This is a genomic window from Leucobacter sp., assembly GCF_053528595.1.
The window spans coordinates 38,277-47,837 of the sequence record NZ_JAIVPF010000021.1 but is presented as its reverse complement, the minus strand read 5'-3'; the positions used below and the strand labels follow the sequence as shown (position 1 = coordinate 47,837).

General features: G+C 71.6%; 8 protein-coding genes. All 8 read right to left on the bottom strand.

Annotated features, from left to right (window positions below):
- Positions 1 to 648: ABC transporter substrate-binding protein (locus ACWKZU_RS03475; protein ID WP_449281001.1), on the bottom strand; the 648-nt coding region annotated here is incomplete at its 3' end.
- 25 nt (positions 649 to 673) lie between these two features.
- Positions 674 to 1,171: a RidA family protein gene (locus tag ACWKZU_RS03470; protein ID WP_449281000.1), complete on the bottom strand. Its 498-nt coding sequence runs from the start codon at positions 1,169 to 1,171 to the stop codon at positions 674 to 676.
- A gap of 231 nt (positions 1,172 to 1,402) precedes the next feature.
- Positions 1,403 to 2,614 (bottom strand): glycosyltransferase, encoded by a 1,212-nt coding sequence (locus ACWKZU_RS03465; protein ID WP_449280999.1) that lies wholly within the window; start codon positions 2,612 to 2,614, stop codon positions 1,403 to 1,405.
- The gene (locus ACWKZU_RS03460) at positions 2,614 to 3,801 is read right to left on the bottom strand and encodes a glycosyltransferase (RefSeq protein ID WP_449280998.1); all 1,188 of its coding nucleotides are present in this window, start codon (positions 3,799 to 3,801) and stop codon (positions 2,614 to 2,616) included. The genes ACWKZU_RS03465 and ACWKZU_RS03460 overlap by 1 nt, the downstream gene beginning before the upstream one ends.
- A 155-nt stretch (positions 3,802 to 3,956) precedes the next feature.
- On the bottom strand, positions 3,957 to 4,289 hold the full coding sequence (locus ACWKZU_RS03455) for a hypothetical protein (protein ID WP_449280997.1): 333 nt from the start codon (positions 4,287 to 4,289) through the stop codon (positions 3,957 to 3,959).
- 144 nt (positions 4,290 to 4,433) lie between these two features.
- Positions 4,434 to 5,717, bottom strand: a complete 1,284-nt coding sequence (locus tag ACWKZU_RS03450; RefSeq protein ID WP_449280996.1) for an MFS transporter — start codon at positions 5,715 to 5,717, stop codon at positions 4,434 to 4,436.
- A 60-nt stretch (positions 5,718 to 5,777) separates the two neighbouring features.
- Positions 5,778 to 7,592: an ABC transporter ATP-binding protein gene (locus ACWKZU_RS03445; protein WP_449280995.1), complete on the bottom strand. Its 1,815-nt coding sequence runs from the start codon at positions 7,590 to 7,592 to the stop codon at positions 5,778 to 5,780.
- Positions 7,589 to 9,478 (bottom strand): ABC transporter ATP-binding protein, encoded by a 1,890-nt coding sequence (locus ACWKZU_RS03440; protein ID WP_449280994.1) that lies wholly within the window; start codon positions 9,476 to 9,478, stop codon positions 7,589 to 7,591. The genes ACWKZU_RS03445 and ACWKZU_RS03440 overlap by 4 nt, the downstream gene beginning before the upstream one ends.
- Positions 9,479 to 9,561 lie beyond the last annotated feature (83 nt).

Here is a 9,561-nt window from a genome sequence, read left to right as displayed (position 1 = left end):
GCCGAACATGAAGATCTCGCCGAAGGCGAAGTTGACCATTCCGAGCACGCCGTAGACGGCGCTGAAGGCGTCTGCGACGCCCTTGCCGTAGTCGTCCTGCTGGTACAGGACCGCGATCTTCTCCGCCCCCCGGTGCTCCGTGATGAACCGGGCGGCCTCCGCCCCCTGGTAGGCATCGGTGAACACCGTGCGGAAGAAGATGTCGCTCGCGCCGCTCAGCTCGGGCGACGTCACGGCCGAAGCGACGATCGGCAGCCCGCACTGGGTGTAGATCGGCAGCCCCGACAGCGCAACGCTGGAGAAGCTGAAGCCGAGAACCGCCGGGATGCTCTCGTCGTCGCAGAACTGCTGCGCGATGACGGGACCGTTGGCCGGCTTGCCCTCGTCGTCCACGACCTCCGTGGTCAGGTCCCGCTCCAGGACGCCGCCGTTCGCGTTGATCTCCTCGATCGCGAGGTCGATGCCCTCGCGCATCTCCAAGCCGTAGCTCGCGAAATCTCCGGAGAGGGTCGCGGTGTAGGCCAGTGGGATCGCGTCCTCGGACGCGCCGTCGGACCCGCCGCCCGACTCGCCCGAGGAACAGGCCGCGAGCGCGAACAGCGCCGCACTCGCGACGATCGCGACACCGGCGATTCTCTTGCTTCTCATGATCGTTGCACCCGTCGTTCTATCGTCAATCGATGGTTTCGATGGTCATCCAGTTTTCGAAGCAGTGATTCGCCGCGAGCGACGTCACACCGATGGTCGCCCGACCGCCGAGTCCGGCCTCCTCGCCGAAGACGTCCCGGAAGAGGTCGGTCGCTCCGCAGGAGACCAGGTTCACGTCGACGAAATCGGGGGCCGCGACGACGAAGTTCAGCGAGTTCACGAGGCACTTCACCCGATCGAGCGAGCCGAGTGCGAGACGCATGGTGCCGAGGCAGTTGAGCGCCGTGCGGCGCGCGGCCTCGTACCCCTGCTCGACGGTGACCTCCGCGCCCAGGCGACCCGGGTGGATCGGCTGTCCGTTCTTGCCGAGCTCGTCTTCGACGTGGCCCGAGAGGAACAGCAGGTTGCCGGTCTTGTGGAACGCCTTCATCGTGCCGTAGTAGGTGCCGTGATAGCCCCCGCTGGTGTAATCGGGAATATCGAGACCGAGCTCAGCTACACGGGCTTCGTACGAAACAGACACCATTTTCTCCTTCATGCTCATCGTTGAGTGTTCAGTGCTCATTCCGACCTGGAGCCGAATGAACAGCCTGTCAGTTGGTCTGACCAAATGACCGACTGCCCACGATGCTATCGCGCGAAGACGACGGAGGGAAGCCCCGTGATGAGAAATTCTCGGAATCGAAACGGCGGTGAAACGCCCGCCCGCCCGCGCCGTCGCGAAACGACCGGCCGACCCGACGGGCTGCGGACGCTATCCGTCCGCGAGCGCGCGCTCGTAGACGCCGAGCAGCACCTCGGTCTGCGCCGACTGCAGGAAGCCGCGGGCCTCGGGTTCGGCCACCCGATGCGCTTCGGGATCGGCGGCGAGAGCGGCGACCGCCTCCCGCAGCGCGCGCGCGAGCGCCGAGACGCTGCCGTCGGGCACCCGCCACTCCGCCGACACCGCCACGTCGGCGGCGATCTCCGGGTCGCAGAAGACGGTCGGCGTGCCGAGCGCGGCTGCTTCGAAGGGAGTGAGTCCCTGGGTCTCGAATCCCACCGAGGTCTGCACGAGCGCGTCGGCGTCGTGCATGGCGGCGAGCGCGTCGCGGTACGGCACCGGGCCCGCGACCGTCACCCGGTCGCCGAGACCCAGCTTCGCGATCCGGTCGCGCACCCGCGGCAGCAGCAGCCCGCCGCCGTGCAGCACGACGTCCGCATCGATGCCGGACTCCCCCACGGCGTCCACGAACTCGAGCACCCGCTTCTCGTGGCTCATGCGCCCGAGCCACACGAGCCGCGGCCGCCGCCTCGGCGAGCGCGGCAGCGCCCGCACCTCGGCGATCGCCTCGTCGTCGACCCCGCCGCGGGTGACGAGCACCCGGGGCGAGACGCCGTGCCGCTCCAGCTCATCGGCGAAGTGCCGCGACGGCGCGGTCACCGCGCTCGCCTCCGCCGCCAGCTCGGCGAGGTAGCGCCAGGCCCCGCGGGCCTTCGGCGACACCGCACCGCGGCACCGCCCCAGCACGAGCCTCCGCCAGAGGCGCAGCGCGCCGAACGCGAGCGGGGCGAGCGGCGTGACGGCCCGCGTCCCCTCGTCGACGTGGTTGTGCATCGTGATCACGAGCGGAACGCGCAGCCCGCGTGCGGCCCGCGCACCGGTCAGCGCACCCCAGAAGTCTCCCTGCACGTGCACGAGATCCACCGGGGGCAGTCCCGCCAGCGCCGCGGCGAGCGCCCGATCGGTGCGCCTCCCCGGCCAGCTCAGCCCGTACTCCCGGTCCCGCGTGATGGGCATCGACGGCAGATCGACGTAGGCCTCGCCGTCGGCGGGGTCGGCGGCGTAGCCGCGCCGGTGCAGGGCGGGGGCCGCGACGGTGACCCGGTGGCCGAGGCGCTCGAGATACCGCCGCTGCAGACGGATCGCCACCTGCACCCCGCCGAGCGACTCGGGATGCTGATCGGTGACGACGAGGACGTGCATCAGCTCGCGACGGGCTCGCCGCGGTAGAGCGCCTCGAAGGTGTCGAGCGTGCGATCGATGTCGTGCACCTGCACCGCCTCGATCGAGGCGCGCTGCATGCGCTCGAACTCCTCGGGGCTGCGACGCAGCACCCGCTCGATCTGATCGGCGAGCTCGCGGTCGTTGCCCGGCTGGAAGAGATAGCCGTTCTCGCCGTGGTGCACCAGGTGCGGCAGGGCCATGGCGTCGGCCGCGACGACGGGCAGGCCGGAGGCCATCGCCTCCATCGTGGCGATCGACTGCAGCTCGGCGATCGAGGCGATCACGAACACGCTGGCCCCGGTGAGGCACGCGCGCAACTGCTCGTCGGTGACGCGCCCGGTGAAGCGCACCCGGTCGGCGATCCCGAGTTCGGCGGCGAGCTTCTCGAGGCTCTTGCGCTGGTCGCCATCGCCCACGACGGTGAAGCTGACGTCGAGTTCGGGATCGATGCGCGGGATCGCGCGCAGGATGACGTCGATCTCCTTCTCGAGCGTGACCCGGCCCACGAAGACGAGCCTGTTCTCGGTGCGCGGAGAGAGATCGGCGGTGTAGTTCGACGCCCGCAGACCGCAGCTCACCGGGAGCACGCCCCGGCGGTGCGTGTTGCGCTCGAGGAAGTCGGCCGCGCGACGGGTGGGGGTGGTGACGGCGGCCGCGAGCTTCAGCACCCGATCGGCGGCGTTCCAGCCCCAGCGCACGAAGAGGCGCTTGGCCTTCTCGGGCAGGAGCGTGAAGTCGAGCACGTTCTCGGGCATGACGTGGTTCGTGGCGACGACGCGGATGCCCCGCTTCGCGCCCTCGATCGCGAGGGCGCGCCCGATCACGATGTGCGACTGGATGTGGATCACGTCGGGACGCACGCGGTCGAGCAGTTTGCGGGCGTACCCCCGGGCCCGCCAGGGCAGTACGAAGCGCAGCCAGTCGTGCGGGTACCAGCGCCAGCTCGCCCAGCGGTGCACCGTCATGCGCTCGCCCTCGATGGTCTCCACGAAGCTGCCCGTGCGATTGTGCCGTACCGACGGGGCGACCACGTGCACATCCTCGCCGCGCTGCACGAGCCCGGCGGCCAGCCGTTCGGCGAAGCGGGCCGCGCCGTTGACGTCGGGGAGGAAGGTGTCGCATCCGATCAGGATGCGGAGCGGGGCCTGGCGATCGGTGGTGCTCACGGTGTGCGGGAGTCCTTCGGTCGGGAGATGTGCGCCGGTGGGCGGACGGGGTCTAGTTTAGGCAACCGGGGCTCCGAAGCCGCGGAGAGCCGTCGGAGTGCCCCCAGGTCGTAGCGCCCTCACCCGTCCGGTCGCCGAGCGGCCCGAACGGCGCACTACTCCGGGAGCACCCGCTTCGAGATGGCCTGCACGTCTCGATCGAGGCCCTCGAGCTTCGCCTCGAGGCGCGCGAACCGCTCGTCGAACGCCCGCTCCTGGTGCTCGAAGCGCAGCACCATCTCGGCGTGCAGGGCGTCGAAGCGGGCGTCTGCGGCTTCGAACTTGGCGTCGAGCTTGACATCGATCTTCTCGAACCTCGCCGCCACCCCGTCGAACTGGGCCGATATGGCGCGCGTGAGCAACTGCGTGACCAGGGTGACGAACCCGACGAGCGTCGCGGCGAGCAGGCCGATGACGGCCCGGACCTGCGGTTCGTTCATGGTGATCACACTCCCATTCTGTCCGATTCGGAGTCAGTCTGCCAGAGAAAAACCGCTGATCACGGGCGAGAACCGACGATGTGCATAACTCGTCGCGACCGGGCCAGGATCGTCGCCTGTGAGCGAAGTATCACCGAGGGACGAACACCCCGCCTAGCGGTGCCGCCGCCCGCCCCGCGCACGCGGGATGTAGCGCGGGATCCAGCGCGCGAAGCCCGCGCTGCCGAGCACCGCGAGCACCCCGGTCGCCGCCGCGGCCAGGGGCAGCGACGCCGCCGCGATCGCGGATACGGCGAGCGGCGCGACCGCGCCGCCGAGATCGGTGAGCGTGCGCCACGCGGCCAGGTACGGGGCGGGATCGTCCCGCGGGGCGAGATCGGCGCCGAGGGTGAGCAGGATCCCGCTCGAGAGCCCGTTGCCGACGCCGATCACCACCGCGCAGCCCAGCAGCCAGGCCTCGGCGCCGGGAAGGTCGTGCGTGCACGCCAGCACGAGGAAGCTCACCGCCATGGCGACCGTCGCCGGCAGCGCCGCCCACAGCCGCCCGAAACGATCCATCACCTGCCCGCTCGTGTAGAACAGGGCGAAGTCGATGGTGCCCGAGATCCCCACGACGAGCGCGATGCCCGTGGCGTCCATGCCGATCGAGACGCCCCAGAGCGGCAGCAGCACGTCCTTCACGGAGCGCAGCCCCGACAGCGCGGCGGCCGATCCGCCGATCCTCAGCAGCGGCCCGCGGCCCGCACGGACCGCCGCGGCGATCCCGCCTGACCGCCGCGGCGAAGCGGTTCCGGCGGTTCCGGCGCTCCCGTCGGCGTCGACGGCCCCGTCCGATGCGGCGCGCCCGGGTGCGGGGGCGATCGCGCGCTCCGGATCCGGGGCGAACCCGACCAGCAGCGCCGCGAGCCCCAGGCACACGACGAACGCCCACACCGGCGCGGCGGAGCTCCCCGTCGCAGCGAGCAGGCCGGCGGCGAGGAACGGCCCCGCGAAGCGCCCGAGGCGGTGCGAGCCGCCGATCAGGGAGAGCGCGCGGGCGCGGAACGCGAACGGCACTCGCGTCGTCATGAACGAGTGCCGCGCGAGCCCGAAGGTGGCCGCCGCGAATCCCACGACGAAGACCGACACCCCCAGCACGCCCACGTTCGGGGCGAGCGCCACCCCGACGGCGCCCAGCAGGGCCACCCCCGAGGCGATGAGCATCGCGATGCGCTCTCCGGCGCGCGCCACCACCCAGCTCGCCGGCAGGTTGCCGACGAGCTGGCCGACCACGACGGCCGACGCGATGACCCCCGACAGGCCGAGCCCCGCTCCCATGCCGACCGCGATCACCGGGATCAGCGGCAGCATCGCGTACTCCCCGAGGGTGAACAGGATCGTCGGCCCGTAGATGCTCGGGGCCATGCGCCGCAAGAGCGCCCGCGTGGAATTCGACATGTCGTCTCCACACTACTGCGACGCGTCCCGCGGCCGCGGGATCGAGCCGGCCGGGCCGTCTCAGGCCTGCGACGCCGCCCACTCCCGGTGCAGCCGGGCGTAGCGGCCGTCGCGCGCGATCAGCTGCGCCGGACTCCCGTCCTCGACCACGCGCCCGTGCTCCATCACGAGCACCCGGTCGGCGATCTCCACCGTCGAGAGCCGGTGCGCGATGATGATCGCGGTGCGATCGGCGAGCAGCCGCTGCAGGGCGGCCTGCACCAGGCGCTCGCTCGGCAGATCGAGCGAGGCCGTCGCCTCGTCGAGGATCAGCACGGTCGGATCGGCGAGGAAGGCCCGCGCGAACGAGATCAGCTGCCGCTGCCCGGCCGAGACCCGGCCGCCGCGCTTGTTCACGTCGGTGTCGTAGCCGTCGGGCAGCGCCTCGATGAAGTCGTGCGCGCCGACCGCGCGCGCGGCCTCCTGGATCTCGGCGAGCGAGGCGTCGGGGTTGCCGAGCGCGATGTTGTCGGCCACGGAGCCGCTGAACAGGTAGGCCTCCTGCGTCACCATGACGACCGCCCGCCGCAGCTCGGCGGAGGCGACGGCGCGCAGGTCGACCCCGTCGAGCCGCACCGCCCCGCCCCGCGGGTCGTAGAAGCGGGCCACCAGCTTCGCGAGCGTCGACTTGCCCGCGCCCGTCGTGCCCACGAGCGCCACGGTCTGGCCGCTCGGGACCGTGAGATCGGGGATCTGCAGCACGCTGCGGCCGGCGCCGTATCCGAAGTCGACGCGCTCGAAGCGGATCTCGCCGCCGCTCTCCGGCAGACGCCCGGGCTGGGCGGGATCCGCCACCGTCGGCTCCTCCTCGAGCACACCCGACACCTTCTCCAGCGCGGCCGCCGCCGACTGGTAGGAGTTCAGGAACGTCGCCACCTCCTCGAGCGGGCCGAAGAAGTTGCGCACGTACATGATCGCGGCGAGCAGCACGCCGATGGCGAGCGCCCCGTCGACGACGCGCAGCGAGCCCCACAGCAGCACGACCGCGATCGTGGTACTGCCGAGCAGCATGAGGGCCGGATCGAACACGCCGTAGAGCTTGATGACGCGCAGGTTCGCGTCGAGGTACTCCTTCGCGGCGCCCCCGAACTGCCGCGAGCGCTGCCGCTCCTTGCGGAACGCCTGCACGGCGCGGATCCCGGTCATCGTCTCGACGAATCGCACGATGAGTTTCGCGCTGGCGACGCTGGTGGCGCGGAAGCCGCGCTGCGACTCGCGCACGAACCAGCGCATCAGCAGCACGAGCGGGATCATTGCGGCGGTCAGGATCACCGCGCTCTGCCAGTCGAGCAGCAGCAGGGCGCACAGCGTGAACACGCCGATGAGCACCGCGTCGACGAGCTCGTTCAGGCTGCCGTCGAGCAGTTCCTGGATCGACTCCAGGTCGCTCGTCTGCCGCGAGATGATGCGTCCCGAGGTGTAGCCCTCGTGGAACTCGAGGCTGAGCCGCTGCGTGTGCCGGAAGATGCGGGTGCGCAGTTCGATCATGATCGCCTGCGTGAGCCGGGCGATCAGCACGACGTACCAGCCGACGAGCAGCCCGCCCGCGCCGCCCGCGCCGAGGATCGCGGCCGCGGTCCACAGGATCGGCGCCCAGTCGCCCGCGAGCGCGGCGGGCAGCGCGGTGTCGATGCCGTAGGCGATGAGGCTCGGCACGACGGCGCGCAGGATCGTCGACACGACGACGACCGAGACGGTGAGCACGAGCAGCCCTCTGCGGGGGCGCAGGATGTCGGCGAGGAGCCGCAGGGAGCGCAGCCGGATCGACCGGCTCTCGGCGCGGTTGTAGTCGCCGCGATCCTCTCCGCTCGTGCCGTGCACGGTGGTGACGCTCATGCGACAGCCCCCTCTCCGGGTCGGTCCCCGGCTCCGGGCTCCGGATCCCCGAACCGCTCGCCGCCTCGATCGCCGTCGCCGAGGGTGGACAGGAGCGCCCGGTACTCGGCGCTCGTGCGCAGCAGTTCGGCGTGCCGTCCCACCCGGACGATCCGCCCCTCCGACATGACCGCGACGCGGTCGGCCAGGGCGACCGTCGACGGGCGGTGGGCGACGACGAGCACCGTGGTGTCGGCGAGCACGCGGCGCAGCTCGGCCGTCACCCGCGTCTCGGTGTCGACGTCGAGCGCCGACAGCGGGTCGTCGAGCACGAGCACCGCGGGCTTCGCCGCGACCACCCGGGCCAGGGCGAGCCGCTGCCGCTGACCGCCCGAGAGGCTGAGCCCCTCCTCGCCGACCTCGGTGTCGAGGCCGAACGGCAGGTCGTGGGCGAAGCCGGCGCTGGCCACCGCGAGCGCCTCGCGCAGCACCCGCTCCGCCTCCTCGCTCCCCGGTTCGAGATCCTCGCGCCCGAGCAGCACGTTCTCGCGCACCGACGCCGAGAACAGCACCGGGTCCTCGAACGCGATGCCGATGTGCGAGCGCAGGGTCGCGAGCGCCATCTCGCGCACGTCGACGCCGTCGAGCCGCACGGCTCCCCCGGTCACGTCGAACAGGCGCGAGGGCAGCGTCGTGAGCGTGGTCTTGCCGCAGCCCGTCGCGCCCACGAGCGCCAGGGTCTCCCCCGGCTCGAGCTCGAGGTCGAGGCCGTCGATCACGTTCCGTTCACCGGCGCGCATGTCGGGGTACCGGAAGGACACGTTCTCGAACCGCAGCCGGCCGGTGATCGACCCCGGATCGACGGGGTGCGCGGGATCCTCGACCGCGATCGGCGCGTCGAACACCTCGAAGACGCGGTCGACCGAGGTGCGGGTGTCGATCAGCATCGAGAAGAGGAAGCCCAGCGACCCGATCGGCCAGCTGAGGGCGGCGGCCAGCGTGAAGAACGCGAAGAGCTGCCCCACGGAGAGCTCGCCGCGGGTCACGAGCCAGACGCCCGCGAGCAGGCAGGCGGCCTGCGCCGCGACCGGCACGATCTCGTGCCAGAACCAGATCTCGCCGAGCGCCCGCGCCTTGCGCAGCTCGGTGGCGCGCAGCGACTCCGCCCGGCGCGTGAAGGCGTCGAGCGCGTGCCCGCCGCGGCCGAACGCCTTGAGCACCCGGATCCCGTGCACGCTCTCCTCCACCGAGGTGGCGAGGTCGCCCGCCTGATCCTGGCTCAGCCGCGACAGGGTGTCGAAGCGCGAATTGAAGCGCACGCTCGCGAGCCACAGCGGCACCGTGCAGACGAGGAAGAGGCAGCCGAGCAGCCAGTGCCAGCGGAACAGCAGGCCGATCCCGATGACGATGGTCAGCAGGTTCACGAGCAGCATGATGAGCCCGAACGAGAGGAACCGCCGCACGCGGCCGATGTCCTGCATCATCCGGCTGAGCAGCTGACCTCCCGGCCAGCGGTCGTGGAACGCGACGGGCAGCCGCAGCAGCCGTTCGAAGAAGGCCTGCCGCACCAGGCGGTCCACCTCGGTCGCCGGGGCGAGCACGAGTGCGCGCCGCAGGAAGATGAGCAGGGCTTCGAGGAGGCCGAGCGCGAAGACCGCGCCCACACCCCACAGCACGACGGCGCGGTCGCCCGTGCTGATGGGGCCGTCGATGACCCACTGGATCACGAGCGGCACCATGAGACTCACCACGGTGGCGGCGAGCGCGACCGCCGCTCCGCCGATGAGGCGCGGCATCGCGGGGCGGGCGTAGGGGACGAGCCGCGCGAGCGAGCGCAGCATGGGGAGGCGCGCCGGAGCCGCGGTCTCGGCGCCGGCGGGCGTGGAGTCGGGGTGCTGAGAGGTCATGATCCCTGATCGGATGGGAGCTCGTCGGCGGAGACGCCGGTGCTCGGGGCTGATTCGGAGGGGCCGCGAGCAGCGCGGCCGGG

What these genes read in the sequence shown, in the direction of transcription:
- ACWKZU_RS03465 (WP_449280999.1), bottom strand. Translation starts at nt 2,614, where the DNA reads ATGCACGTCCTCGTCGTCACCGATCAGCATCCCGAGTCGCTCGGCGGG.
- ACWKZU_RS03450 (WP_449280996.1), bottom strand. Translation starts at nt 5,717, where the DNA reads ATGTCGAATTCCACGCGGGCGCTCTTGCGGCGCATGGCCCCGAGCATC.
- ACWKZU_RS03445 (WP_449280995.1), bottom strand. Translation starts at nt 7,592, where the DNA reads ATGAGCGTCACCACCGTGCACGGCACGAGCGGAGAGGATCGCGGCGAC.
- ACWKZU_RS03440 (WP_449280994.1), bottom strand. Translation starts at nt 9,478, where the DNA reads ATGACCTCTCAGCACCCCGACTCCACGCCCGCCGGCGCCGAGACCGCG.